This is a genomic window from Microbacterium sp. M1A1_1b (assembly GCF_053345565.1).
This window is the reverse complement of record NZ_JBKFAJ010000004.1, coordinates 252512-278509: the sequence shown is the minus strand read 5'-3', so window position 1 is coordinate 278509 and position 25998 is coordinate 252512. Positions and strand designations below refer to the sequence as shown.

Below are 25998 nucleotides of genomic sequence, written 5' to 3'. Positions count from 1 at the left end.
GTGTCGGGCGAGGTCGGCTGATCGGTCATGGTTCCCCCGTTGTGTCACCGTCGGGTTGGCGACCCGACACCAGCAGCCTAGCGGCGACCGACGTCAGTGGGAGGGCGTCGTCTGCCGTCGGGCGAGGGCGATCGCCCCCACCACGACCAGGATGGCGACGACGACGGAGCCGACCACGAACGGCCCGAGGGCGTAGCCGGCCGGGAAGACCAGGAGCTCGGTGACGTCACGGCGGATCAGCGCGTACCCGACGGCGCCGACCCCGAGCATGACGAGGTACGTGGTGGCGGCGGCGACCAGCCCGGTCACGCCGGGGTTGCCCTCGCGGATGCCGAGCCCCGTGGCCACGAACACGACCACGGCACCCCCGATGACCATCGCGGGGCCGAGGTACGGGGTGGCGTCGGTCTGCGCGATGACCTCGACGTTCGCGAGCAGGGCTTCGAACCCGGTCACCGCGATCACCAGGGCGATGAAGAGGACGGACGTCATCGTCGCCACGAGCCATCGGGACATGCAGCGATCGTATCGCCGGGCAGTGACCCTTGCGGCCGCGAGGTCAGCGGACGCGGTCTGCCCGGTCGTCCGCGGTGGCCTGGTCGCGTGCCGTGCCGTCGCTGGTCGCGCCGGTCTCGCTGGCTGCGTTGGCCGCGCCGGCTGCGCGGGCTGCGCTGGCTGCGCTGGCTGCGCTGGCTGCGCTGGCGCGATGCTGCTGCTGGGCCGCGTTGACAAGGGCCAGGGCGATGGTCGCCGTGATCACCGGCACGCTGGCGGTCATCGGTGCGGCCGGTCCGGGCTGGAGGCTCGGTGCAACGTCCGCCTGGTCCGTCACGGTCGACGCGGCCTGGAGGCCCGGGGGCGCGTCCGCCGGGTCCGTCGCGGCCGACGCGGCCTGGAGGCCGGGGGGCGCGTCCGTCGGGTCCGTCGCTGCCGCGTCGGGCTGGTGGACGGCGGGGCCGATCACGGGCAGCACCGCGGTCGTCGCCGCAAGCTCGGTCGAGCGTTCGACCAGCGGCACGAGACCAGACCGTCGTGCGATGCGTCGCGCTCTGGCCATACGGACCAGGACGACGACGGCGACGACCGCCCAGATGCCGTTCACGATCGTGGACGGGACGGCGTGGTGAGCGGCGACGTTGATCGCGACCGAGACCCCTCCGACGAGGTTGAACAGCTGGTAGACGGGGCCGTTCGGGAGCTTGCCTGTTGAGAACAGGATGTAACCAGCAAGGACGGTTACGGCTCCGAACCAGCCGAGGAATTCCACGATTCCAGACAACACGCGCGACTCCGGGCACGACGAGGAACGCCCGGATCGAGCCGGCCGTTCGAGAGGGTGAGGCGAGCCACGAGACGCGGCATCAGGAGCATCGTACGCACAACGACAGGCGTTGCGGAAGAGGACTCGGCGTGCGGTGGACGACCCCAGTTGGCGGGGTGTTGTGGAGGAGCGGTGTCAGCCCGCGGCAGGGGCGGCGGACGCGGTCGCGGTGGCGGTTGCGTTCGTGTCGAGCACGTAGATCGACCCGCCGAACGTCCACGTGGACTCGTCCGACTCGGTGCCGTCCTCGCCGCTCTTCTCGGCGGACGAGACGTTGGTGATCAGGAACAAGCGACTGCCGTGCTGGATGCCGTCGACGAACGTGAGCGCCTGCGCGAAGGTGCCGTCGACCGCAACCGTGACGGGGATCACCGAGAAGTCCTGCCCGGTGATCGCGGCGTTCGTGACCGCGGCCGGTGCTGCGGGGGCGGCCGGCGCAGCCGACGCAGAGGCGGACGCTGACGGAGCCGGTGTCGCCGACGGGGTCGCGGTGCCGGCGGCGGCGCTCGACGTTCCCGCTGCGGCAGCCGCGGGAGCGTACGCGACCGCGTCACTCGTCGTGTACGACGAGATCTGCATCCCCGACGCTGCTGCCACCGCGTTGAGGTCGCCGATGAACGACGAGAGGTCCGCCGAGTCCGGTACCGATGCCGACAGCTGCGCGAGCTGTTCCTGCATCTGCGGGAGCTTCGCGGACTGCTCGCGCAGTCGTGCGAGTTCGGTCCGACTCGCCGCGTTCGTCTGCTCGACGCTCGCCCGCTGGTCACGAGCGGTCGAGGCCAGAGCCAGTTGCGGCTGCACCGCGAGGAAGAAGCCACCGACGGCGACCACCGCCATCGCGACGAAGGCGAGCAGCAGGGTCAGCCGGTTGCGTGACATCGGTCAGTCCTTGTTCTGGGCGTCGGCGGCGAAGCGACCGTCGAGCGCCTTCTCGTCGAGGTGGATCGTGAGGTTGACCGTGTAGTCGCCGGTCGTGTCGTCGCGGGTCACCGAGTTCGCGGTCGCGTCGACGAACCCCGTCACCGAGTGGACCGAGTCGAGCCACGCGGGGACCGAGGGGAGCTCTGCGGTCTTCGCATCGATGGTGAGGGTCGCGATGCGCTGTCCCTGCAGCGGGTCGATCGACTGGACGTACGCGGTCGTCGCCGACGCCGAGTCGATCGTCACGCCGCTGATCCGCACGCCGGACGGCAACTTGGACTGCACGGAGCCGAGCATCTGGGACCAGTCGATCTCCGTCGAGCCACCCACCTGCTGGGCGGCCTGGAGGAGCGAGGTGTCCGCCTCCGCTGCCCGGACGTCACTGAACTGCCGCTGCTGCTGGAGGAGACTGACCGTCTCGGCCTGCGCCGCCGCCAGCCGGGTGTCCTCGGAGCTCTTCGCCAGGCCCCCGGCCACCGCGCCGATGCCGACCGCCACCGCGACGATGACCACGCCGGCCCAGGCCCGGCGGACAGCGGCTCGCTGCCGACGATGGACGTGGACCTCGGTCGGCAGGAGATCCGCTCGCGGAGCACCCCCGATCACCAGGGACTGTCGGTCCTTGCCGCCCTTGGCACGCTGCGCCGCGTCGCGGATGGCCCGCTGGGCCGGGGCCGCCGAACCGCGTTTCGCGCCGGGCCGCCTGTCGGGCCGACGCCCGCCTGCCGGCGGTGCTTCGATCGTCTCGGTCATGCTGCACGGCTCCCGACGGCAAGGCTCCAGGCAACCGAGATGGCACTGCCACGCTCGCGCAGGACCTCTGGTGTGATGCCACGCGACGTCCGGGCAGCGGCGAACGGGTCGCCGACGGCGACGGGCAGTCCGGACGACTCGCCCAGGCCCTCACGGAGACCCGGCATCACGGAACCGCCGCCGACGAGCAGGACGCCCCGGACGGGCTCGGCCGGACGCGTGTTGACGAAGTAGTTGACGGTATTCCGGATGCTCTGCATGAGTTCGCCGACGGACTCCCGGGTGACCGAGATCGCTCGGGCGTCGTCAGGTGTCCGCGGCGTGCCGGCGAGGCCGAAGTGTCGTTTCACGGCCTCGGCGGCCTCGACGGTGACCTCGAGCCGGGCGGCGATCGACTTCGTGATGTCGGAGCCGCCGGTCGGGATGATGCGGACGAACTTCGGCACGCCGTCCGTCGCGATGACGACGGACGTGGTGGTCGCGCCGCAGTCGACGATCGCGACCGTGCCGGCTCCCTGCACGCGGGGAGCGAGGACCCGGGTCAGCGCGAACGGGATGAGGTCGACGCCGACCGTGTTGAGCCCCGCGAGCTGGGCCGCGTTGACGTTCGCCAGCACGGCTTCCTTGATCGCGGCCACGAGCAGACCGTGCACGACCGGGTTGCCCTCGGCCTCTCCCTCGGCCGTCGGGTAGAAGTCGAGGATCGCATCGCCCACCGGGACCGGCAGCATGTCCTGCACCTGGAACGGCAGGGACTCGCGGATCTGCGCCAACGGTGCCCGCGGCACCGTGAGGTCACGGGAGAGCACACGCTGGTTGCCCATGCCCAGGACGACGTCCTTCGACTTGAACTTCCCCAGTGACCACAGTGACCGGAGCGCACCGGCGACCGTGTTGGCGTGGAGGACCTCGCCGTGCTTCGTGGAGTCCGGCGGTGCGGCGATCTCCGCGAACCGCACGATCGTCGGCTGGGCCTTGTCGTGGTCGGTGACCTCGACCGCACGGATGACGTCCGCGCCGATGTCGATGCCGACGATGCTCTTCGCCATGTCGAGGTCCTTCTGGTTCGGGGTGAGGTCGGGAAGCCGGGAGGCCGGGGTCAGGCCAGGCCGAGGAGCGAGAGGTAGGCACGCCAGATCGGCTCACCCGCGAAGGCGCCGACCCAGGCGCCGAGGAGGATCCACGGTCCGAACGGGATGCCCGTCCGGCGACCCGTCCGACGGATCAGCAGCACGCCGATGCCGAACGTACCGCCGAGGAGGAAGGCCCCGAAAGCACCCACTGCGAGGGGGCCCCATCCGAGGTACGCGAGGAACAGACCGAGCGCTCCGGCCAGCTTCACGTCGCCCAGGCCCATCCCGCGGGGCACAGCGATCGCCAGTGCGAGGTAGACGCCGCCGAGCAACGCCATGCCACCGAGGGCGCGGACAGCGGCAGACCAGTCACCCGTCAGCGCACTGCTGCCGCCGAGCAGCAGGGCCAGGACCGGGTACATCGGCAGCACGATCGCGTTCGGCAGCCGTTGCACGTCGATGTCGATGAGCGCCAGCGCGACGCTGACGGCGGCCACGTACAGCAGGGCGACCAGGAGCACGGCCTGGCCCAGGACCGCTGCCACGGGCCCGGTGCGATCCGGCAGGAACCGCAGCCCGACGACCAGGAAGAACGCACCCGTGAGCAGTTCGACCAGCGGGTAGCGGACCGAGATCGGCTCGGCACAGGCGCGACAGCGGCCGCGGAGGTGCAGCCACGACAGCACCGGCACGTTGTCGACACCGCGGATCGACGTCCCGCACCGCGGGCACGCCGACGCGGGAGCCACGACCGAGAGGCCGGCCGGCACCCGGTACACGACGACGTTGAGGAAGGAGCCGATGGCCAGGCCGAGGACCGCCGTGAGCGCGGTGAGGGCGCCGATCAGCGGAGCGAGCGATGCGGTCACGAGCGCGGCGCTCCGTTCGCGTCGTACGCGGTCTTCGACTCCACCTGGGTCGCGACCCGGTAGGTCGTGACCGTCGGCTGGGGGAACTTCGGCGGGGTGTACGTGGACAGGCTCGCGTCGAACCGGTAGTTCTTGTCGAAGCCCTGCCCGCTCGCCAGACCGACGGCGCCACGGAAGTTCTGCGCGATCGAGCCGCTCACGGTCAACGTGCCGCGACCAGCCGTCGAACCACGGGTCCAGTTCTGCACGACGAACGTGCCGAGGTTCGACAGGATCGCAGCGTCGACCTCGCGGTCCGCCGGCAGCAGGGGGTTCCCGAGAGCGTTGACCGGGTTCCACACCCAGACGGCACGCTGACCGATGAGCCCGAGCACGGTGGACGCTGATCGCGTGGTCGGGTACCTGACGTCCCCCGTGACGTAGAGGTAGTTCTCCGCGGCGATCGTGACGGCCTTGTCGACCGTGCCCTGCACGAACGCGTCCCCGCGGTCGCACCCGTACGGCGTCGAGATCGTCGCGCCGCCGCCGGCAGTCGGGTCGGCCTCCGACGCCGCGGTCGAGCTGCCCACGTACGGGAACCCGACACCGTTGGACTTCGACGTCGTGGCCAGACTGGCGGTGCCCGTCGCGTCGCATGCCGTGGGCAGGGTCTTGGTGCTCGCGTCGCCCTTCCAGTAGTTCGGGTCCTGCGTGCTGCCTGCGGCCCGGGCCCCGGGTTCGTTCTGGACGTAGACCAGGTTGTTCTTCGGGATCGGGACCACCGCGCCGGATGCGCTCCGGAGTGCCGCGACGGCACCGCACTTGTCGGAGACGTCACCCCCGGTGATGAGCGCACCGGACGTGGCGGTCGCGCCCCGGACGACCGTCTTGATCGTCATCGGGGAGACGACCGTCATCGTGCCGTTGCCGTTGAAGGTGATCTTGGTCGGGCCGGTGTACAGGCAGCCGGTGCCCTCGACGGTGTTGACCGTCGACGGCAGGTCGCTCCGCATCGCGTCCCGCAGGTCGCCGATCGTGGACGGGGGCGTCAGGGTCGAGACGGTCGTGGGGTTCGAGGCGAACGTCGCCGCGGCCGTTCCGCACCCGCTGCTGGTCCAGCCGTACACGCTCTGGAACGTGCTCTTGAAGGTCGCGCCGCACGCCTTGATCTGGTCGTTGGAACGCACCGGCCCCTCGAGGACGTCGTTCTGACCGAACTGGATCTGGTCACACGTCGAGGTCGTCGCCGCCGGACGGTACGCGCTCGTGCAGGCGCTGGTCCCCACGCCCTTCTCGTTCGTCACCGTCGGGTCGCCGGACTCGTAGTTGGTGAAGTACAGGTAGTTCGAGAACCCGTCCGGCCGCACGTTCGCGACGACGGTGCGGGTCGTGGTGCCCGAACGTCCGGTCGACTGCACGCGGATCACGCCCTGCGTCGACAGTCTGCTGTTGTCGACCGCGTAGCGGAACGAGGAGTTGCTGCCGGTGCCGTCCGCGGTCGGGACGGTCACCCACGGGGCGCCGGACTGGGAGTTGAAGGCCGCGTTCCCGCCGGTGCCCTTCGGGAAGACGCTGCCGCTCGCCTGGCTGAACGGCGCGTTCGCCTGCCCGTACGAGCCGTACGTGTTGTCCGCGTTGAGCCGGGACTGGTAGTCGGCGACGCCGGCGTAGGCAGCGGCGATCGACCGGTTCCAGGCGGTGTCGGTGCTCGTGACCCGCGCCCCGCTGGTCGCGACGGCGACCATGGTGGCGACGAGCAGCATGACCACCATGCCGATGGCGACCACGGCGGCGATCGCGACCCCGCGGTCGTCGTCCCGAGCACGCAGCGCACGCACGATCCGGATGATCACGAGGCCCCCATCACGATGTTCGGCATGCTCGCGGTGTTCTGCAGGGACACCGCGTTCGGGTCGGTCGCGCTCAGGCCGACGGACACGTTCAGGCCCACCCTGCGGATGTTCGCCAGGTCGGCCTGCGCGACAGGCGTCGTCGGCGAACCGAGCGCGCCGTCGTTGTAGGTGAACAGCGTCGTGCTGGTGACCGATGTCGCGATCGTCCGGGTGGAGGTCGGGGTCGCGGACAGCACCGGGCCCGCCGCGAGCGGGAACGCGAAGTACGAGGAGTTGCCCGCCACGGCCGTCCCGGCCCACTTCGTCTCCGTGACGACCTTGCGGACCGGGTCGAGGGCCACCTGGACCTCGACCGCCTGGGACAGGCTCGAGTCGAGGTTGACGTACGCGAAGAACCGGACGGAAGTCGCACTGGCGTACTGGAACGCGTACTGGGAGTCGTCACCGGTCGGCACCGGGTTGTCGGTCGCAGCACGCAGGTTGCGCCCGATCTCGTTCATCGCGGTCGCCGCGACCCGGGTGTTCGCGCTGACGGACCCCGCCACCTTCGACGCCTTCTGCGACGAGATCAGGAAGGACCCCGCGACCGTGAGGACGAGGACCGACAGGCTCATCGCCACGATGAGCTCGGCGAGGCTGATGCCGTCGTCCTCGCGCCGGAAGCGCGCGAGGAGGTGCTGGACGCGGATGATCACGATGCCGGCACCGTCCGGGGGTCGAGGGTCACGACGTTGCCGTTGACAGACGTGTTCACGTTCAGGACGCCGGGAGTCGCCGACACGGTCTGGCTGTTCGTCCCGAGGATCGAACCGAGCAACGACGTGCTGCCGCGGAGCGTCCACGAGCCGTAGGGCAGCGCGATCGTCGTGGCCGACGCGCTCGACAGCCCGCTGAACGTGTAGGTGGTCGTCGGGGAGCACCCGGGATCGCCACCGGTCGGCGAGGTGTTCTTGACCGTGGCGAACAGCACGGTGTCGAGCCCGCCGAGCTTGACGTCGACGATCCCCATCGGCGCCCGGGCGGTTGCCGCCGAGGTGCTCGTCGGGTTGTACGACGGCGTGCCCAGGGTGGTGTTCGAGTCGGTGAACACGTACGGCGAGGTCGCCAGACCAGCCGCCGACGTCGTCCACGCGGTCGGGTCGACGTCCGTGCACGTCGGGGACCAGGCGCCGCCGAGCACCGTCCACCCGTCGGTGAACGGGAAGAGGGTCGTCGATGTCGTCGTGGTCGACTTGACGGTGGCGCCGTTCCGGAAGGTGGTGGTGAGCGCGGCGGGGAGCTTCACGCTCTTGCCGTTCGCGTTGACCGGCGCACCGATCGAGACGCTGACGCCCTGGTCGTAGGTGAAGGTCTTGTTCCCGATGCCACCCGTCGACGTCGTGACGTCGAAGTACGGGGCCGTCGCACCGTCGGGGTCGACGTTCCCGGCCTTCGTGATCGTGATCCGGTACGTGCCCGGTGTCACACCGAGGGCGTAGCTGCAGCCGTTGCCATCCGTCGCCGCCGGCTGCGCCGGCAGGCTCACCGCGCCGCCGGACCGCGGGGCGATCGACACGCTCACGCCCTCGTTCGGACCACCGTTCGCGGTCGAGACCCCGACCACGATCGTCGACGCCGTGGCGCTCGAGACCGCGGCGGACGGGGACACGAGCGAGTCGAGGACGACCTGCTTCTGTTTCGGGGAGGCGCCACTCGACCAGCTGACGGTGATCGCGACGCGCTTGTACGCCAGGACCCCGCTGCCCGCACCGCACGAGTTGTCGGTGCCGTCGGAGTTGATCCAGTTCGTCGTCCGCGTGATCGTGTACGACTGCGCACCGACGGACTGCGTGCTGCTGTCGTTGTCGAGCGTGAACACGTCCTTGGTGCTCCGCGCGGCGTCGAGTGCCTGGTTCGCCAGGTTCAGCGCTGCCTCACGCGAGCGGTTGTCCTGCGACAGGAACAGCGTCGAGGCGATCCCCAGGGCGGCTCCGGCGGCGATCATCGCGAAGATGGTCATGGCGACCAGGACCTCGATGATCGAGAAGCCGTCCTCGGTGTCGCGCGCGGTCCGGAGTCGGCGGGCGATGGTGGTGATCACGCGCTGCTCCTTCCGACCTGCGTGCGGTGATGATGTGGAACGGGACAGGTCGATCACTCGACCTGTCCCGTTCGTGTCAGGACGCGGTGGCCGGGGAGAACACGCCTGCGGCGCAGGTGCCCTTGGCCGCGCCGGTGTTGTCCGTGATGCCGAAGTTCGTACCCGACTTGCTCTTCGCCTGGATGCAGAAGGCGGTGCCGCCCGCGTTCGCGGTGTACGTCACGGTGTCGGAGCTGTTGACCGTTGCGCCAGCAGCCTTGTACGTGGCGTCCGTCGCGAGGGCGACCGTTGCCGGGTACGTGGCTGTGTTGGCAGCGGTCTGCACCGCGATGACCGCGGTCTTCGAGTTGGACAGGTCCGACTGCGCGGCCGAGTCCTTCGCGTTGTTCTGGATGCCGAGGTACACCGGGATCGCGATGGCCGCGAGGATGCCGATGATGATGACGACGACCAGGAGTTCGATCAGGGTGAAGCCCTTCTCGTTCTCGTTCGTGAGGTCGTTGCGGCGAGCGTTCAGCTTGCCCATGAGCACGGAGTACATGACTCTTCCATTCTTCTTGGAATGTGATCGGAATTGGTTCGGGGCTAGCTCTGCCGCCGTGGTCGAGCGTATTCAGGTCAGATTCGCGGCATAATCCCGAGAACGGGGGTCAATCGTCTGCGAAATGCCCCCAGTCTCGGGGGTGCAGGCAACGGCGAACACCCCCGGCCTGGGGCTGTCCGGGGGTGTCGGGGTGTGGTGCTGCGCTACTTGATCAGCGTGGAGATCTGGAAGATCGGCATGTAGAGCGCGACGATCATCCCACCGACGACCACGCCGAGGAATGCGATGAGCAGCGGCTCGATGAGTGACGTCAGCGCTTCGGTGGTGGATTCCACTTCATTGTCGTAGAACACCGCGATGCGTTCCAACATCACTTCCATCGAACCGGCGTCCTCGCCCACCGCGATCATCTGCGTGACCATTGTCGGGAAGATCGTCTCGCGTTCCATCGGACCGGCGATCGATTCGCCTTTCCGAACGGAATCGGCAACGCGGCCCAGGGCTTTCTCGACGACAGAGTTGTTGGACACCTGCCCGGCGATGTCGAGCGCCTCGAGGATGGGGACACCGGCACCGATCATGTTCGACAGGTTCCGGGCGAAGCGGGCCATCACGATCTTCCGGTTCAGCTGACCGAACACCGGCATCTTCAGCGTGACCGGGTCGATGAGTCCGCGGACGCGCTCGGCGTTCTTGTTCGTCCGCCACCAGAACCAGCCGACGACGATCCCCACGGCGAGCACCGGGCCGACGTAGACCATCGCGTGGGACATGGACACCAGGATCATCGTGGGCAGGGGCAGCGTCCCGCCGAGACTCGAGAACATGTCCTGGAAGATCGGAACGATGAAGACGAGCATGATGACCACGGCGACGAGGGACATCGCGAGCACGACGACCGGGTAGGTCATCGCCGACTTGATGGTCGAGCGGAGCTTGTGCTCCTTCTCGAAGTTGGTGGCGATGGAGTCCATCGCCTGGTCGAGGAACCCGCCCGTCTCCCCCGCCCGGATCATGTTGATCATGATCGGCGGGAAGTCGACCGGGTACTTGGCGACGGCATCGGAGAACGACGTCCCGCGCTCGACCTCGTCGCGCACCTGCCCGAGGATCCCGCGCAGCTTCTTGTTGTCGGTCTGGTCGGTGAGGATGGACAGCGCGCGCAGCAGCGAGAGCCCGGACGACAGCATCGTCGAGGCCTGCCGCGCCATGATGGCCAGGTCCTTCAGCCCGACGCCCTTCTCGAACCCGGGGATCTTGATCTCGGTCTGCAGCCCCGTGCCGGCCTTGGCCTCGGTGATGGCGATCGGCGAGACCCCCATCGTGCGCAGCCGCTGCACGACGGCGCCTTCGGACGCGGCGTCGAGCCGGCCCTTGACGAGCTTGCCGCCACCGTCGCGGCCGCGGTAGTCGAACGCGAGTGACATCAGTGGCCTCCGGAGAACTTGTCGCCGAAGTCGATCTCGCTCGCGGCGATGGCCGCGGCGGACGAGTCGGACGGGGACTCGACGCGCTGCACGAGCCGGTCGAACCCTTCGTGGTCGTGGACCTTCTCCATCGCTGCGGCACGGGTGACGGTGCCGACGTTGACGAGTTCGGCGAGGTCCTGGTCCATCGTGTGCATGCCGAGGTCGCGGCCCGCCTGCATGGCCGAGGTGATCTGGTACGTCTTGCCCTCGCGGATCAGGTTGCCGATCGCGGGCGTCGTGGTCATGATCTCGGTCGCCACGACCCGCCCCGAGCCGGTCGCCTTCGGCACGAGGGTCTGGCAGACGACCCCTTCGAGGGTGGAGGCGAGCTGCGTCCGGATCTGTCCCTGCTGGTGCGGTGGGAAGACGTCGATGACGCGGTCGATCGTGCCGGGGGCGCTCTGCGTGTGCAGGGTCGCGAACACCAGGTGCCCGGTCTCGGCTGCGGTGAGGGCGACGGAGATCGTCTCGAGGTCGCGGAGCTCGCCGATCAGGATGACGTCGGGGTCCTGGCGCAGCACGTGCTTGAGCGCCTTGGCGAAGGAGTGGGTGTCGGCGCCGACCTCGCGCTGGTTGATGATCGCCTTCTTGTGGTCGTGCATGAACTCGATCGGGTCCTCGACCGTCACGATGTGGTCGGCACGGGTCTCGTTGACCAGGTCGATGAGCGCGGCGAGGGTGGTCGACTTGCCGGAGCCGGTGGGGCCGGTGACGAGCACGAGTCCGCGCGGGAGCTTGGCGAAGTCGCCGACGTGCGCGGGGATGCCGAGCTGCTTGAGCGTCTTGATCCTGGTGGGGATGATGCGGAACGCCGCGCCCCAGTTGCCGCGCTGCTGGTAGTAGTTCACGCGGAACCGGTACTCCGGCGACAGCGAGTACGCGAAGTCGAGTTCCTGCTCGTGCTCGAACTGCCCGGCCTGTTCGACCGACATCAGGGTCTTCAGCGCGGCCACCACCTTGTTCCGCGCCCACGGGCCGCCGGGTACGGCAGGCCGCAGCGAGCCGTCGACGCGGACGGTGGGCGGTGCGTCGGCCGTGACGTGCAGGTCGGAAGCGCCCTGGTACACGACCTGCGCGAGGGCGGTGATCAGGTCGGGGTCGGCGACCTCGCGAGCGTGGCGGGTGAACTCGATCTCCTGCACGCCGACGGCGCCGCCCGGCACGACCGGGGCAGGCGACACGACCGGAACGGCCGACGCGGCCGGCAGCTGCTGTGTCGGCGCCTCGGCGTACCCGTAGCTCGCCGTGGACGCCGCCACCGCAGCGGGCGGTGTGGCCGGAGCGGCGAACGGCTGGGCCACGGGGACGGTGACGGGGGCACCGGCAGGCGCCGGCCAGCCAGCCAGGTCGTCGGCGAGGTCGTACACCGGCACCGCAGAAGCAGAAGCGGCCGCAGCCGCCGCGCCAGGAGCAGACCCGAGCGCAGCCGTGGGCGCCGGTGCAGACACACCAGCACCAGCACCAGCACCCGCGGCCTGGGCCAGCCGGGCAGCGCGGCGCCCACCGACCTCGGTGCCAGGGCTCCCGGGGTGCCAGCCGGCGATCGGCTCGTTGGCGTCGGTGATGTCGTAGACGGAGTCGGTCATCGTTGTCTCCTCGGCCTACGCCACCACGCGCAGGATCTCGTCGATGCTCGTGAGACCGAGCTTCACTTTCTCCCACCCGTCCTGACGGAGGGTGAGCATGCCCTGGTCCTGCGCGACACGGCTGATCTCGGCGCTCGAGGCCCGGGCGACGGCGAGCCGCTCGATCTCCTCGGTCACGGTCATGACCTCGTGCAGGGCGATGCGGCCGCGGTACCCGGTGTTCGAGCACACGGCGCACCCGATCGGGGCGGAGAACGCCGGCACCGGAGCGTCGGCGCTGCTGATGAACCCGAGCGCCGCCAGCTGCGACGGCTCGTACACGGCGGGGGCCTTGCAGCGGTCGCAGAGCTTGCGTGCCAGACGCTGGGCGACCACGCAGTCGAGCGCGGACCCGACCAGGAACGGCTCGATGTCCAGCTCGGTCAGACGGGTGATCGCGGACGGCGCGTCGTTGGTGTGCAGGGTCGACAGCACGAGGTGGCCGGTGAGCGAGGCCTCGATCGCGATCTGCGCGGTCTCGTGGTCGCGGATCTCGCCGAGCAGGACGACGTCGGGGTCGGAACGCAGGATCGACCGGAGGGCCGAGGCGAAGGTCAGGCCGGCCTTCGGGTTCACCTGCACCTGGTTGACACCCGCCATCCGGTACTCGACCGGGTCCTCGACGGTGATGACGTTGATCTCGGGACGGGCGACGGCGTTGAGCGTCGTGTACAGCGTGGTCGACTTGCCCGAGCCGGTGGGTCCGGTGACCAGGATCATGCCGTAGGGCTTGGAGTAGGACCGCTGGTACGCCCGGGCGTTCTGTTCGAGCAGGTTGAGGTCGGACAGGGTCAGCGACGTGTTGGTGTTGTCGAGGATGCGCATGACGACCTTCTCGCCCCACACCGTCGGCAGCGTGGCAACCCGGAGGTCGATCTGGCGTCCGCCGTGCCGGACCGACATGCGGCCGTCCTGCGGCTTGCGTCGTTCGGCGATGTCGATGTCACTCATGATCTTGAGCCGGCTGATCACGCCGTTCTGGATGTTCTTGGGCGCCGGTGCCATCTCGTGCAGCACGCCGTCGATGCGGTAGCGCACCCGGACCTCGTGCTCGCCGGGCTCGATGTGGATGTCGGAGGCGTGGTCCTGGATGGCCTGCGACACGAGCAGGTTCACGAAGCGGACGATCGGGACGTCGTCGAGCGACCCCTCGGAGATGTCGGCCTGCTGGGTGGCGGCGGACGCGGTCTCTTCGAGCGAGGTGGTCAGGTCGCTGAGTTCGTCGTCGGCGCGCAGGTACCGGTCGAGCGCCGCGACCATGTCGCGCTCGTCGACCTGCAGGGGCTTGATCGCCCGGCCGCACGCCGCACGCGCGTCGTCGATCGCGAGCACGTTGGACGGGTTCACCATCGCCAGGACGAGCACGTCGCCCTCGAACCCGACCCCGAGCACCCCGTGCCGACGGCAGAGCGCCGCGGGCAGGATCGAGACCGCGGTGCCGTCGACCGGGTAGTCGGTCAGCGGGACCGTCTTGGAGTTGTTCGACGCCGCACGGGCGGTGATGAACTGCGCTTCGCTCACGACCCCACGGTCGACCAGCGTCCGGATGGACCGTTCGTCGATCTCCTCGTCGCCGGTGAGCGCGTCGAGGTGTTCGATCGGGAGGGCTCCGTTGAGGATCAGGATCTCGGAGAGCGTCGCCATGGGCCTCGGAGCCTCCTTCTGGGTCGCGTCAGGGCGTGTACCGCGCCGAGCTTCGGGTTCGACGCCTGACCACGCTACGGCCGGGACCAGTCGGCCCCGCAGTCCCAGAATGAGGGGGCGGAGGGGTCAGGGCCCACCCAGAACAGGGGTCGGTGGACAACCCCCCGCTTACCGGGATCGTGGAGGAAGCGCGAGCCGACAGGAATCCCCTCGACGCGGACGGGGCGCGCGGGCCATGATGAGCCATGGACATCACGAGCGTGACCGTGGGGCTGCCCGTCACCGACATCGAAGCGTCCTGCCTGTGGTACGGCGCAGTGTTCGAGCGCCTGGACCCCGACCTCGAGCCCGCAGCCGGCATCGCCGAGTACGAGATCGGCGGGATCTGGATCCAGCTGGTCGAGGACCCCGACGCCGAGGAGAACCCGGTGGTCGTCCGCTTCGGGGTGGACGACGTCGTCGCGCAGCACACCCGGATCGCCGCGCTCGGCATCGACGTCGGCGCCATCGAACGCGTCGACGGCGCCGTGGACTGGTTCGACGTGCACGACCCCGACGGCAACGTCCTGAGCCTGTACTCGCTGGTCGACGAGACCGGACGCGGATCCGGTGGTCGCGACAGCGACGCCGGTCGCGCGGTCTAGCCGACCGCAGACAGGCAGACAGGCAGACAGACAGACAGACAGACAGGAGGCGCGGTGCCAGCTGGCACCGCGCCTCCTGTCTGTGGTGGGTTACTTCAGACTCAGTTGTAGGTACCCGGCGTGAAGTCGTCCGACGAGAAGCTGTCGAAGTCGACGAAGCTCAGGTCGGCGTCCGAGAACGACGAGTCGTCCGCGAAGATGCGGTTGGGGTACCGCTCGGCCTTCGCTTCTTCCGTCGCGTTCACGTCCACGTCCCGGTACCGGCTGAGACCCGTCCCCGCGGGGATGAGCTTGCCGATGATGACGTTCTCCTTGAGGCCGACGAGGTGGTCCTGCTTGCCCTCCATGGCCGCCTGCGTGAGGACGCGGGTGGTCTCCTGGAAGGACGCGGCGGACAGCCACGACTCGGTCGCGAGGGACGCCTTGGTGATGCCCATCACCTCTTGGCGAGCGGAAGCGGTCTTGCGACCCTCTTGCAGCGCCGCGCGGTTGATCGCGTTGTAGCGCGACCGGTCGACGAGCTCACCCGGCAGCAGGTCCGTGTCGGCGTGGTCGACGACCGTCACCTTGCGGAGCATCTGGCGGACGATGACCTCGATGTGCTTGTCGTGGATCGGCACGCCCTGCGAGCCGTACACGTCCTGCACACCGTTGACCAGGTGCTTCTGGACCTCGCGCACACCCTTGACCCGCAGGACTTCCTTCGGGTCGACGGTGCCGGCGATGAACTGCTCGCCGAGCTCGACGTGCTGGTTGTCCTCGATCAGCAGCGTCGCACGCTTGAGCACCGGGTAGATGAACGGCTCGTCACCGTTGTCCGGCGTCAGGATGATGCGACGACCCTTGTCCGTGTCCTCGATGACGACGCGGCCGGGGGCCTCGGCGATCGGGGACGCGCCCTTGGGGGTACGAGCCTCGAAGAGCTCGGTGACGCGGGGCAGACCCTGGGTGATGTCGTCGGCCGAGGCCGAACCACCCGTGTGGAAGGTACGCATCGTCAGCTGGGTACCGGGCTCTCCGATGGACTGCGCGGCGATGATGCCGACCGCTTCGCCGATGTCGACGAGGTTGCCCGTGGCGAGCGAACGGCCGTAGCACTTCGCGCAGACACCGACGGCCGACTCGCAGGTCAGGACCGAGCGCACCTTGATGCTCTCGACACCGGCCGCGACCAGCTTGTCGATGAGGACGTCACCGACGTCCTCGCCGGCCTCGGCCACGACCGTGCCCTTCGCGTCCGACGCCGCAGAGGCGAGGGTGCGCGAGTACACGGTGTTCTCGACACGGGCGTCACGGACGAGCTTGCCGTCCGCGTCGGCCGTGGCGATCGGCAGCTCGAGGCCACGCGTGGTGCCGCAGTCGTCCTCGCGGATGATGACGTCCTGCGAGACGTCCACCAGACGACGGGTGAGGTACCCGGAGTCGGCGGTCCGCAGCGCGGTGTCGGCCAGGCCCTTGCGAGCACCGTGCGTGGCGATGAAGTACTCCGCCACGGTCAGGCCCTCGCGGTACGAGTTGATGATCGGGCGGGCGATGATCTCGCCCTTCGGGTTGTTCACCAGACCACGCATACCGGCGATGTTGCGCACCTGCAGCCAGTTACCACGAGCACCGGAGGACACCATGCGGTTGATGGTGTTGTCGACCGGGAAGTTGTCGCGCATCTCCTGCGCGATCTCGTTCGTGGCCTCGGTCCAGATCTTGATCAGGTCGGCACGACGCTCGGAGTCGGTGATCAGACCCTTGTCGAACTCGCCCTGCACCTTGGCGGCCTGGATCTCGTAGCCCGCGATGATCTCCTTCTTGCGAGGAGGCGTCACGACGTCGGAGAGCGCCACGGTCACACCGGAGCGCGTGCCCCAGTAGAAGCCCGCGTCCTTGATCCGGTCCAGCGCAGCGGCCGTCTCGGTCTTGGAGTAGCGCTCGGCGAGGTCGTTGACGATCGCGGAGAGGGTGCCCTTGTCGGTGACCTTCTGCACGAACGGGTAGTCCGCCGGCAGGGTCTCGTTGAAGAGCGCACGGCCCAGGGTGGTCTCGAGCAGGATCGGCTGACCCACCTCGTAGCCCTCGGGAGCGTCACCCTCGGCGAAGTGGACACCCGTCATGCGGATCTTCACCTGCGCGTTGAGGTGCAGCGTGTTCTGGTCCTTCGCCATGATCGCCTCGGCGACCGAGGAGAACGAACGGCCCTCACCGACGGCGCCCTCGCGGACGGTCGTCAGGTGGTGCAGACCGATGATCATGTCCTGCGCGGGCAGGGTCACCGGACGGCCGTCGGACGGCTTCAGGATGTTGTTCGAGGCGAGCATCAGGATGCGGGCCTCCGCCTGGGCCTCGACCGACAGCGGCAGGTGCACGGCCATCTGATCACCGTCGAAGTCCGCGTTGAACGCAGCACACACGAGCGGGTGGAGCTGGATGGCCTTGCCCTCGACGAGCTGCGGCTCGAACGCCTGGATGCCCAGACGGTGCAGCGTCGGCGCACGGTTCAGCAGCACGGGGCGCTCGCGGATGATCTCCTCGAGCACGTCCCACACCTGCGGACGCGAACGCTCGACCATGCGCTTGGCCGACTTGATGTTCTGCGCGTGCGACAGGTCGATCAGGCGCTTGATCACGAACGGCTTGAACAGCTCGAGCGCCATCTGCTTGGGCAGACCGCACTGGTGGAGCTTGAGCTGCGGGCCCACGATGATGACCGAACGGCCCGAGTAGTCCACGCGCTTGCCGAGCAGGTTCTGGCGGAAACGCCCCTGCTTGCCCTTGAGCATGTCGCTCAGGGACTTCAGGGCGCGGTTGCCGGTGCCCGTGACGGGACGGCCACGACGACCGTTGTCGAACAGCGCGTCGACCGCTTCCTGCAGCATGCGCTTCTCGTTGTTCACGATGATCTCGGGAGCACCGAGGTCGAGCAGGCGGCGGAGACGGTTGTTGCGGTTGATCACACGACGGTAGAGGTCGTTGAGGTCCGACGTGGCGAAGCGGCCACCGTCGAGCTGCACCATCGGGCGCAGTTCCGGCGGGATGACCGGCACGACGTCGAGCACCATCGCGGCCGGCGAGTTGCCGGTGGCGAGGAACGAGGAGACGACGCGCAGACGCTTGATCGCGCGGATCTTCTTCTGGCCCTTGCCCTCGGCGATCTGCAGGCGCAGCGACTCGGCCTCGGCGGCCAGGTCGAAGGCCTCGAGCCGCAGCTTGATCGCTTCGGCGCCCATGTAGGCGTCGAAGTAGATCCCGAAGCGGTCCTGCAGCTCGTGGAAGACGGCGTCCTCGGGCTTGAGGTCGCCCACCTTGAGGTTGCGGAAGTCCTCCCACACACGCTCGAGACGGGTGATGTCCTCGTCGAACGACTTGCGGACCTGGGACATCTCCTTCTCGGCGGTGTCCTTGGTGCGGCGCTTGATGTCGGCCTTGGCGCCCTCTTCCTCGAGCGCTGCGAGGTCGTCCTCGAGCTTCTTGAGGCGGTCGGCGATGATCGAGTCGCGCTGGTTCTCGAGGTTCTTGATCTCGAGGCGCATCTCGTTCTCGAGACCCGGCATGTCAGCGTGCCGGCCCTCGTCGTCGATCGAGATGATCATGTACGCGGCGAAGTAGATGACCTTCTCGAGGTCCTTCGGCGCCATGTCGAGCAGGTAGCCCAAGCGCGACGGGACGCCCTTGAAGTACCAGATGTGCGTGACGGGTGCGGCGAGCTCGATGTGGCCCATGCGCTCACGACGGACCGAGGACTTGGTGACCTCGACGCCGCAGCGCTCGCAGACGATGCCCTTGAACCGGACTCGCTTGTACTTGCCGCAGGCGCACTCCCAGTCGCGGGACGGACCGAAGATCTGTTCGCCGAACAGACCGTCCTTCTCGGGCTTGAGGGTGCGGTAGTTGATGGTCTCCGGCTTCTTGACCTCGCCGTACGACCACTGGCGGATGTCCTCGGCCGTGGCGAGGCCGATCCGCAGTGCGTCAAAGGAAGTTGCTTCGAGCAATGTTCTTCTCTCTTGCTGAATTCGAGACGTGACGGGCGGGGCGGGATCAGATGTCGTCGACGGAGGACGACTCGAACCGCGAGGAGATGTTGATGCCGAGCTCTTCAGCGGCACGGAAGACCTCGTCGTCCGTGTCGCGGAGGCTGACCGCCTGGCCGTCGGCCGAGAGGACCTCGACGTTCAGGCAGAGCGACTGCATCTCCTTCATGAGGACCTTGAAGCTCTCGGGGATGCCGGGCTCCTGGATGTTCTCGCCCTTGACGATCGCCTCGTAGACCTTCACGCGGCCGAGGATGTCGTCGGACTTGATCGTCAGGAGCTCCTGCAGGGCGTAGGCGGCACCGTATGCCTCGAGCGCCCACACCTCCATCTCGCCGAAACGCTGTCCACCGAACTGCGCCTTCCCACCCAGCGGCTGCTGCGTGATCATCGAGTACGGACCGGTCGAACGGGCGTGGATCTTGTCGTCGACCAGGTGGTGGAGCTTCAGGATGTACATGTACCCGACCGAGACCGGCTCAGGGAACGGTTCGCCGGAGCGGCCGTCGAAGAGCTGGGCCTTGCCGGAGGAACCGATCAGGCGCTCGCCGTCACGGTTCGGGAGCGTCGAGTCGAGGAGGCCCTCGATCTCACGCTCGTAGGCGCCGTCGAACACCGGGGTCGCGACCTTGGTGCCGGGCTCGGCGCTGTGCGCGGCCTCGGGGAGGGCCGAAGCCCACTCCTGGATGCCATCGACCTTCCAGCCCTGCTTCGCGAGCCACCCGAGGTGGATCTCGAGCACCTGGCCGAAGTTCATGCGGCCGGGGACGCCGAGCGGGTTCAGCACGATGTCGACCGGGGTGCCGTCCGCCAGGAACGGCATGTCCTCGACCGGCAGGATCGTCGAGATGACGCCCTTGTTGCCGTGACGACCGGCGAGCTTGTCGCCCGCGGTGATCTTGCGCTTCTGGGCGATGTAGACGACCACGCGCTGGTTGACGCCCGAGCCGAGCTCGTCGTCGCCGTCCTGCGCGTCGAACACCTTGACGCCGATGATCGTGCCCTCTTCACCGTGGGGCACCTTGAGCGAGGTGTCGCGGACTTCACGCGACTTCTCGTTGAAGATGGCACGGAGCAGACGCTCTTCAGCGCTGAGCTCGGTCTCGCCCTTCGGCGTGACCTTGCCGACCAGGATGTCGCCGGGGCGGACCTCGGCACCGATGCGGATGATGCCGCGCTCGTCGAGGTCGGCCAGCAGGTCCGGGCTGACGTTCGGCAGGTCGCGGGTGATCTCTTCCTTGCCGAGCTTGGTGTCGCGGGCGTCGACCTCGTACTCCTCGATGTGGATCGAGGAGAGCGTGTCGTCCTTCACGAGGTTCTGCGACAGGATCATCGCGTCCTCGTAGTTGTAGCCCTCCCACGGCATGAACGCGACGAGGAGGTTCTTGCCGAGCGCGAGCTCGCCGTTCTCCGTCGCGGGGCCGTCGGCGATGACCTCGCCCTGCTCGACCCGCTCACCGGCGCTGACGACCACACGGTGGTTGTAGCTGGTGCCCTGGTTCGAGCGGTCGAACTTGCGCAGGTAGTAGGACTGCGTCCCACCTTCGTCGAGCTGCACGGTCACGGCGTCGGCCGAGACCTCGGAGACGACACCGGCCTTGTCGGCGATGACGACGTCGCCGGCGTCGATGGCGGTGTAGCCCTCCATGCCGGTGCCGACGAGCGGCGACTCGGAACGCAGCAGCGGCACGGCCTGGCGCTGCATGTTCGCACCCATCAGAGCGCGGTTCGCGTCGTCGTGCTCGAGGAACGGGATGAGCGACGTCGCGACCGACACCATCTGGCGCGGCGAGACGTCCATGTAGTCGACCTCGGCCTTGGCGACGAGTTCGACCTCGCCGCCCTTCTTGCGCACGAGGACCTTGTCGTCCTGGAAGTGGAACGTGTCCGTCAGCGGGGCGTTGGCCTGCGCGACGACGAACTCGTCCTCTTCCGAAGCGGTCAGGTAGTCGATGGTCTTCGTGACCTCGCCGTTGACGACGCGACGGTACGGGGTCTCGATGAAGCCGAACGAGTTGATCCGACCGAACGACGCGAGCGAGCCGATCAGACCGATGTTCGGGCCTTCCGGGGTCTCGATCGGGCACATGCGACCGTAGTGCGACGGGTGGACGTCGCGGACCTCGACGCCGGCACGCTCACGGGACAGACCACCCGGGCCGAGGGCCGACAGACGCCGCTTGTGCGTCAGGCCCGCGAGCGGGTTGTTCTGGTCCATGAACTGCGACAGCTGCGAGGTGCCGAAGAACTCCTTGATCGCGGCGACGACGGGGCGCACGTTGATCAGGGTCTGCGGGGTGATCGCCTCGATGTCCTGCGTGGTCATGCGCTCGCGGACGACGCGCTCCATGCGGGACAGACCGGTGCGGACCTGGTTCTGGATGAGCTCGCCCACCGCGCGGATGCGACGGTTGCCGAAGTGGTCGATGTCGTCCACGTCGAGGCGCAGCTGCACGGGCTCGCCGTCGCGGACGCCGTCGAGGTTGGTCTTCTCGGCGTGCAGCGAGACCAGGTACTTGATCGTGCGGACGATGTCCTGCACGGTCAGGACCGAGTCGCTCAGCTGCGCGTCGATGCCGAGCTTGCGGTTGAGCTTGTAGCGGCCCACCTTCGCCAGGTCGTAGCGCTTCGGGTTGAAGTAGAAGTTGTCGAGGAGCGCACGCGCAGCCTCGGCAGCGACCTGCTCGCCCGGACGCAGCTTGCGGTAGATGTCCTTGAGCGCCTCTTCCTTGGTGAGGATGGCGTCCTTCTCGAGGGTCGACTCGATCGACGCGAAGCCCTGGAACTCCTCGAGGATCTCTTCGCTGGTCAGGCCGAGCGCCTTGAGGAAGACCGTGACCGACTGCTTGCGCTTGCGGTCGATGCGCACGCCCACCTGGTCGCGCTTGTCGATCTCGAACTCGAGCCAGGCACCGCGCGAGGGGATGACGCGAGCGGAGTAGATGTCCTTGTCGGACGTCTTCTCCTGCTGGCGCTCGAAGTACACGCCCGGCGAGCGGACGAGCTGCGAGACGACGACGCGCTCGGTGCCGTTGATGATGAACGTGCCGCGCTCGGTCATGAGCGGGAAGTCGCCCATGAAGACCGTCTGCGTCTTGATCTCACCGGTCATGTGGTTCATGAACTCGGCGTTGACGTACAGCGGGGCCGCGTAGGTCTTGCCGCGTTCCTTGCAGTCGTCGATCGAGTACTTGGGGTCCTCGAGCTCGGGGGACGTGAACGAGAGCTGCATCGTCTCGCCGAGGTCCTCGATCGGGGAGATCTCCTCGAAGATCTCCTCGAGGCCGGAGTGCAGCGCGAGGTCGGTGCGACCCTGCTCCTGCCCCTCGGCCAGTCGGGCCTTCCAGACGTCGTTGCCGACGAGCCAGTCGAAGCTCTCCGTCTGGAGAGCGAGCAGATCAGGAACCGTGAGGGTGTCCGTGATCTTGGCGAACGAGAGTCGCGAGTGGTTGCGACCGTTCTTGGGGTTGGTGGATGCGTTGGGCGCAGCAGCCAAGGGTGTGACCTCCGGTTGGCCCCGTCGGGCCGGTACTGACGGGCAGCATGTAGGTGAGTGGATTGACGCTCGGCGCGACCCGGTGACACGCACGCACACTCGAGTCCGCTGGAGACGAGGTGTGTGCGATGATCTGGGTGAGCGGCCCCCGCCGTCATGTGCGGGAGCGGCAGCACCAGGCCCGTCCGAGATGACGCGTCCGAGAAGGACACATCTGAGAAGGACGTCGAGTCGACCGCAATATGACGACACGCAGCCAGGGAGCGCGAACTGTCATCATAGGCAGCGTCCGCGCACGGTGTCCAGTCCTGGCTTGACCAAATTCGCTGGCGACGTGTATAAGCACCGCCGACCGACCTGCATTCCCGTGCTGTGCCGGGGCGGATCCGCTCAACCGAGCCGTTCGCGCTCGGTGTGCGCTGCGACCGACGGCTCGGCGTGGCGACCGGCGAGCGCCCGGAATGCGTCCTCGGGACGACGGGTGCGGACGAACGTCACCGCACCGCGGTCGTCGGTCAGCTCGAGGCCGAGGCCCGGGGTCAGCAGGATCGCCCGCACGCCGCGGTGTCGGCGCAGCCCGACGCCGCCGAACGTCGACGCGTCGGCCTCGACCAGGCGCACGGCGACGATGTGCTCGCGCGCGATCCGCCGCGGTGGGAGCGGCCGGAAGTGCAGGACGACGTGGCGCTCGGTGATCGTGGAGCCCGCGCGGGCGACCAGCAGGAGCAGGCCGACGACCATGCCGACCAGGCCGGGGACGATCAGGGCGATCTCGGGGGCGTCCCCCGGCCACGCGAGCACCGCCCCGGTCAGGCCACCGCCGGCGACGAACAGCGCGGCCCCGGTCACACGCATCCAGGTCGGTGCGCTCTCGCGGTCCGACACGGGCGGGCGCTCCGCCGCGGACGGACGGGAGGCCCGGGCTGGCCGGGTGGATCGGCTCGCGCTGGCGACGCGGGGCGTCTGGATGCTCATGGTGTCGGCGGACATCGGTCTCCTGCCGTGGTGCTCGTTCGGTGCGCACACGGTGCGCGGTGCTGGTGGCGGGCACGTCGGCGGGCCGTGGGGCGCGGCCCGGTGAGGACCACGGGTGACGGCGCTCTGGCGCACGTCACGGTCGGCCGGGGCGGACCAGCGGGAGTGGGAGCTTCCGGAGGTCGACGCGCACGGCGCGATGACGGACGTCCACGGTACGCGGCGACGCTTGGCGTTCACTGTCCGTTCACGATGCACGGGCAGAGCGGTCACGGATGCGATCGTGGGGTCAGCGCAGGACCCGGGCGACCGCCTCGGCGCGACTGCGGACGTCGAGCTTCTGGAAGACCTGGTTGACGTACGACTTCACCGTCGGCACCGTCAGGAACAGCTCGGCGGCGATCTCCGGGTTCGTCCGGCCGGCGGCGATGCGCTCGAGCACGTCGGACTCGCGCGGGGTCAGGTCCGGGAACCGCTCGCGCAACGACAGCGGCGTGGCGGGCGTCGGCGCAGGAGCGGTCGGGGCGGCGAGGTGCGCCACCAGCCGTGCACCGACCGCCGCGTCGAACGTCGTCTGCCCCGACGCCACGGCCCGCACCGCCGTCGCGATCTCCACCCGTCCGGCGTCCTTGGTCAGGTACCCGCGGGCACCGGCACGCAGCGCGGTCGTGATCGAGTCGTCGTCGGCGTAGGTCGTCAGCACCAGGACGGCGACCCCGGGGTGCTGCTCGGTGATGCGCGCCGTGGCCGTCGGACCGTCGACGCCGGGCATCCGCAGGTCCATCAACACGACGTCGGGCAGGTGTTCGTCCACGGCGGCGATCGCCTGCGCGCCGTCCGCGGCCTGGCCCACGACCTCGAGGTCCGGCACGAGCGACAGCACCGTCACCAGGCCGTCGCGCACGATCGCCTGGTCGTCGACGACGAGGACGCGGATGCTCATGCGCCGCCCTCCACCCGCGCGCCGGCGACGGGCACGTGCATCGCCACCACGAACTCGTCCTCGCACCGTGCGGCCTCGAGGCTCGCGCCGGCGTCGAGTTCGGCGAACCGCTCCCGCATGCCGACCAGTCCGTGGCCACCTGCGGCGAGCGGGTTCGCGACGACCACGTCGACCGCGTCGCCGTCGCGGATGACGGACAGGGACACGGGGCGGCCCGGCGCGTGCCTGCGGGCGTTGCTGAGGGCCTCCCGGGTGGCGGCGACCACGGCGGCGCGGTGCGCCGCGTCCAGGTCGGACAGGTCCAGGTCGCCCTGGGTGTGGACCTGCCCACCGAAGGAGCGGTGCGCGGCGACCAGGGCGGGCAGGTCCGGAGGGGAGGCCCGGCTCGGCTCCGGTGCGGCGGGTGCTGGTGCTGCGGTGGGCGCGTCCGAGCGTTCGGGTGCGTCGGACGGGACGGGTGCGTCGGACGGCCCTGGTGGGTCGTCACGCAGTGCACGGACCGCTCGGCGGGCCTCGGCGAGGCCGTCGGCGGCGAGCGTCCGTGCGTCGGCGGCACGGCGTGTGGCCTCGTCGACGCGACCGGCTTCGAGCAGGGCCTCGACCGCGTCGAGCTGCAGCACCAGACCGCCGAGCGAGTGGGCGAGCACGTCGTGGACGTCGCGCGCCGCGCGGGAGCGGTCGGCCAGCAGGGCCGCACGCTGCTGGTCCTGCTCGGCCTGGCGCGCCTGCACCTCGGCGCGCACCGCCTGCCGACGGTTCACCCCGATCAGCACACCCAGGGCGAGTCCCGCAGCGGTGCCCAGGACGAAGGTGACCGACGTGCGCTCGAGGGTGGCCTCGACGGCGATGACGACGAGCGCAACCAGTGCGGCGACTGCGCCCGACCACACCGGGTTCCGCTGCGAGGCCTGCAGGGCGACGATGCCGATGATCGTGGGCACGAGCATGAGCGAGTCGGTCGGGACCACCGCCAGTGCGCCGGCGAGCACCATCACCGAGGCCAGCCAGGGGACGGTCCGCGACGTCCGGACGAGCTCGCGGAGGGCCCAGGCGGCGAGCGCCACACCACCGACGACCCACACCCAGGCGGGGTGGTCGAGGGCCGTCCCGTTCTTCACGAACCAGAACGTGATGACGACGATGCCGGCCGCGCTGAGCCCCCACCCGAGACGCGAACGCGACCGGCCTCCGGGGAGGTCGGTCCGTTCGTCTCCGGGGAGCAGGGTCACCGGACCATCATGCCGCTGGTGCGCTCGGGGATGCGCTGGTCGAGCACCACGGCACGGGCGGCGCGGTTGATCGCGAGCATGAGCAGGATCGCGCCGGTCGAGGTGAGCAGGTGTGCGCCCATCTGGCCGCCGAGGGCGTCGAGCCCCACGCGGACGGCGATGAGCACGAACCAGAGCACGGCACCGAGCGCACCCGTGCGGGACTGCAGCGTGCGGCCCTTGTCGTCCGGGGTGCCGGCGGTGCGGAACGACGTGATGCGGCCCATCGTCAGGCCGATGCCGACCGAGATGAGCGCCTCGATGCCCAGGAAGACGATGTCGGTCGTGCTGATGGTGGCCTTCGTCTGCGCGAGGACGACGACGCCGATGACGGCCATGACGAGCGGGGTGCGCCAGATGCGGGCCGGGTCGAGGTACTGCCAGGTCGCCTGGCGGTACGCGAGGAACCCGACCAGGGCGAGCCCGATGACGACGTTCGCGAGGAGCTGGACGGACATGGTGTGTGCCTTTCACGCCGGGGATCGGGGCGGTCCCGATCCGGTGTTCCCATGCTGGTTC

The 25998-nt window shown here is 69.0% G+C and carries 20 protein-coding genes; 1 reads left to right on the top strand and 19 read right to left on the bottom strand.

The genetic code is table 11. The features are described from left to right. Nucleotides 1-93: 93 nt before the first annotated feature. The 13 genes from ACLBWP_RS11845 to ACLBWP_RS11785 form a co-directional block, all read right to left on the bottom strand. Nucleotides 94-516 (bottom strand): DUF6121 family protein, encoded by a 423-nt coding sequence (locus ACLBWP_RS11845; RefSeq protein WP_243564049.1) that lies wholly within the window; start codon nt 514-516, stop codon nt 94-96. Between the two features lie 43 nt (nt 517-559). Further along, nucleotides 560-1267: a CBU_0592 family membrane protein gene (locus ACLBWP_RS11840; protein WP_447655354.1), complete on the bottom strand. Its 708-nt coding sequence runs from the start codon at nt 1265-1267 to the stop codon at nt 560-562. A 189-nt stretch (nt 1268-1456) separates the two neighbouring features. Beyond that, entirely contained in the window at nt 1457-2200 is a 744-nt protein-coding gene (gene pilO, locus ACLBWP_RS11835) for a type 4a pilus biogenesis protein PilO (protein ID WP_447655353.1), read from the bottom strand. 3 nt (nt 2201-2203) lie between these two features. Next, complete coding sequence (locus ACLBWP_RS11830) at nt 2204-2995, bottom strand: hypothetical protein (protein WP_447655352.1); 792 nt, start codon at nt 2993-2995, stop codon at nt 2204-2206. Further along, nucleotides 2992-4044, bottom strand: coding sequence for a type IV pilus assembly protein PilM (gene pilM / locus ACLBWP_RS11825; RefSeq protein WP_447655350.1), 1053 nt, complete (start codon nt 4042-4044; stop codon nt 2992-2994). The genes ACLBWP_RS11830 and pilM overlap by 4 nt, the downstream gene beginning before the upstream one ends. A 50-nt stretch (nt 4045-4094) precedes the next feature. Then, nucleotides 4095-4937: a prepilin peptidase gene (locus tag ACLBWP_RS11820; protein ID WP_447655348.1), complete on the bottom strand. Its 843-nt coding sequence runs from the start codon at nt 4935-4937 to the stop codon at nt 4095-4097. Then, entirely contained in the window at nt 4934-6769 is a 1836-nt protein-coding gene (locus ACLBWP_RS11815) for a hypothetical protein (protein ID WP_447655347.1), read from the bottom strand. Before ACLBWP_RS11815 ends, ACLBWP_RS11820 begins: the two co-directional genes overlap by 4 nt. Further along, nucleotides 6766-7464, bottom strand: coding sequence for a PilW family protein (locus ACLBWP_RS11810; protein ID WP_447655346.1), 699 nt, complete (start codon nt 7462-7464; stop codon nt 6766-6768). The genes ACLBWP_RS11815 and ACLBWP_RS11810 overlap by 4 nt, the downstream gene beginning before the upstream one ends. Next, nucleotides 7461-8849, bottom strand: a complete 1389-nt coding sequence (locus ACLBWP_RS11805) for a type IV pilus modification PilV family protein (RefSeq protein WP_447655344.1) — start codon at nt 8847-8849, stop codon at nt 7461-7463. The genes ACLBWP_RS11810 and ACLBWP_RS11805 overlap by 4 nt, the downstream gene beginning before the upstream one ends. Nucleotides 8850-8925: 76 nt before the next feature. Continuing rightward, nucleotides 8926-9390 (bottom strand): type IV pilin protein, encoded by a 465-nt coding sequence (locus ACLBWP_RS11800; protein WP_447655343.1) that lies wholly within the window; start codon nt 9388-9390, stop codon nt 8926-8928. 206 nt (nt 9391-9596) lie between these two features. Then, nucleotides 9597-10820 (bottom strand): type II secretion system F family protein, encoded by a 1224-nt coding sequence (locus ACLBWP_RS11795; protein WP_447655342.1) that lies wholly within the window; start codon nt 10818-10820, stop codon nt 9597-9599. Next, the gene (locus tag ACLBWP_RS11790; protein ID WP_447655341.1) at nt 10820-12448 is read right to left on the bottom strand and encodes a type IV pilus twitching motility protein PilT; all 1629 of its coding nucleotides are present in this window, start codon (nt 12446-12448) and stop codon (nt 10820-10822) included. Before ACLBWP_RS11790 ends, ACLBWP_RS11795 begins: the two co-directional genes overlap by 1 nt. Before the next feature lie 15 nt (nt 12449-12463). Beyond that, the gene (locus ACLBWP_RS11785; protein WP_447655340.1) at nt 12464-14131 is read right to left on the bottom strand and encodes a GspE/PulE family protein; all 1668 of its coding nucleotides are present in this window, start codon (nt 14129-14131) and stop codon (nt 12464-12466) included. Nucleotides 14132-14376: 245 nt separating this feature from the next. On the opposite strand from ACLBWP_RS11785, the gene ACLBWP_RS11780 reads away from it, so the two are divergent. Next, entirely contained in the window at nt 14377-14775 is a 399-nt protein-coding gene (locus tag ACLBWP_RS11780; RefSeq protein WP_243564060.1) for a VOC family protein, read from the top strand. A 101-nt stretch (nt 14776-14876) separates the two neighbouring features. Here ACLBWP_RS11780 and ACLBWP_RS11775 read toward each other — a convergent pair whose 3' ends face one another. The 6 genes from ACLBWP_RS11775 to ACLBWP_RS11750 all read right to left on the bottom strand — a co-directional run bounded on the left by ACLBWP_RS11775 (nt 14877) and on the right by ACLBWP_RS11750 (nt 25937). Then, nucleotides 14877-18758, bottom strand: a complete 3882-nt coding sequence (locus ACLBWP_RS11775; RefSeq protein WP_243560954.1) for a DNA-directed RNA polymerase subunit beta' — start codon at nt 18756-18758, stop codon at nt 14877-14879. A gap of 46 nt (nt 18759-18804) precedes the next feature. Next, nucleotides 18805-22293, bottom strand: coding sequence for a DNA-directed RNA polymerase subunit beta (rpoB, locus tag ACLBWP_RS11770; protein ID WP_243560952.1), 3489 nt, complete (start codon nt 22291-22293; stop codon nt 18805-18807). A 390-nt stretch (nt 22294-22683) separates the two neighbouring features. Continuing rightward, nucleotides 22684-23283: a hypothetical protein gene (locus ACLBWP_RS11765; RefSeq protein ID WP_447655339.1), complete on the bottom strand. Its 600-nt coding sequence runs from the start codon at nt 23281-23283 to the stop codon at nt 22684-22686. A gap of 274 nt (nt 23284-23557) precedes the next feature. Then, nucleotides 23558-24211 (bottom strand): response regulator transcription factor, encoded by a 654-nt coding sequence (locus ACLBWP_RS11760; RefSeq protein ID WP_447655338.1) that lies wholly within the window; start codon nt 24209-24211, stop codon nt 23558-23560. Continuing rightward, nucleotides 24208-25440, bottom strand: coding sequence for a histidine kinase (locus ACLBWP_RS11755; RefSeq protein WP_447655337.1), 1233 nt, complete (start codon nt 25438-25440; stop codon nt 24208-24210). Before ACLBWP_RS11755 ends, ACLBWP_RS11760 begins: the two co-directional genes overlap by 4 nt. Continuing rightward, entirely contained in the window at nt 25437-25937 is a 501-nt protein-coding gene (locus ACLBWP_RS11750) for a hypothetical protein (RefSeq protein ID WP_447655336.1), read from the bottom strand. Before ACLBWP_RS11750 ends, ACLBWP_RS11755 begins: the two co-directional genes overlap by 4 nt. Between the last annotated feature and the right edge of the window lie 61 nt (nt 25938-25998).